Source organism: Streptomyces alkaliphilus (assembly GCF_014141535.1).
GTDB classification, from domain to species: domain Bacteria; phylum Actinomycetota; class Actinomycetes; order Streptomycetales; family Streptomycetaceae; genus Streptomyces; species Streptomyces alkaliphilus.
This window is the reverse complement of sequence record NZ_VKHT01001310.1, coordinates 1-1,125: the sequence shown is the minus strand read 5'-3', so window position 1 is coordinate 1,125 and position 1,125 is coordinate 1. Positions and strand designations below refer to the sequence as shown.

1 protein-coding gene is annotated in these 1,125 nt (G+C 71.9%); it reads right to left on the bottom strand.

Going from position 1 to position 1,125, the window contains the following annotated elements:
* Positions 1–67: 67 nt before the first annotated feature.
* On the bottom strand, positions 68–841 hold the full coding sequence (locus FNQ90_RS24175) for a MerR family transcriptional regulator (RefSeq protein WP_182608291.1): 774 nt from the start codon (positions 839–841) through the stop codon (positions 68–70).
* Positions 842–1,125 lie beyond the last annotated feature (284 nt).

Here is a 1,125-nt window from a genome sequence, read left to right as displayed (position 1 = left end):
GGCGGGTACCGCGCCACGGCACCGGGACCCCGGCCGCCCGGGGTCGGAGTCCGTTGGTCGGAGCCCGTCAGTCGCCGGCGGGGCCCCTGCGGGCGGCGTTGGCCCGGATGGCGTCCCGCAGCCAGCGGGCCATTCCCTCCCGGATCCGTTCGTACGTGGCGGTGAACCGCTCGTCCGCCACGTACATGTCGCCCAGGTTGACGTGCATCGCGTGGTCACAGGGGTAGAACCGTCGACAGATCCGCTGCCGGTGTTCCTCGGCCAGGTCCATCCCCTCGGGGGAGTCGGGGGCGGTACCGGCCGCCACCAGGGCCGCGATGCGCGTGTTCAGCTCGTCGTCCTCGGCCTTGATCCGCTGCCAGTCCTCCTTCGTGTACCGGGCCGAGCGGCGCCGGGACTCGGCCCACGCGTCCGTGTCGCCCCAACGCTCCTCGGCCTCCCGGTCGTACGCCTCCCAGTCGTGGTCGCGGCCGAATACCTCGAACCGCTCCTCGGGGGTCGGGCTGATTCCCATCCGTCTCGCCTCCATGGCCCGCTCCACGGCGGCGGCCATCCGTCGCAGCTTCCCGATCCGCTCGGTGAGCAGGTGGTGCTGCCGACGGAGTCGGTCGGTCGGGTCGAGGTCCGGGTCATCCACCAGGATCGCGATCTCCTCCAACGGGAAGCCGAGTTCCCGGTGGAAGAGGATCCGTTGGAGCCGGTCGAGGTCCTTCTCCTCGTACCGGCGGTGCCCGGCGTGTGTCCGTCCGCTGGGCTCCAGCAGTCCGATCGCGTCGTAGTGGTGCAGGGTGCGCACGCTGACCCCGGCGAATCGGGCCACCTCGCCCACCGACCAGCCCATGGCCGCCTCCGTCGTGTTCTGTGTTCCGACACCTCCACGGTGACGCCTCACGCCGCGTGAGGTGCAAGTCGGATCGTCGGCGGTGGGCGGTGCCGCCCCGATGTCGGGCGGGGAGGCTGGTCAGCGGACGACGGCTTGGACCTCGGTCACCCGCACGGGGGTCTCCCGCCACTCGCTCTCCAACGCCTCCGGCAGACCGGGGAGGGTGAGCGGGGCACCGTGGTTCTCGAAACGCACGGTGTAGACCAACCGCGCCCGGGCCGGATGAGCCGCGAGCCCGTCCC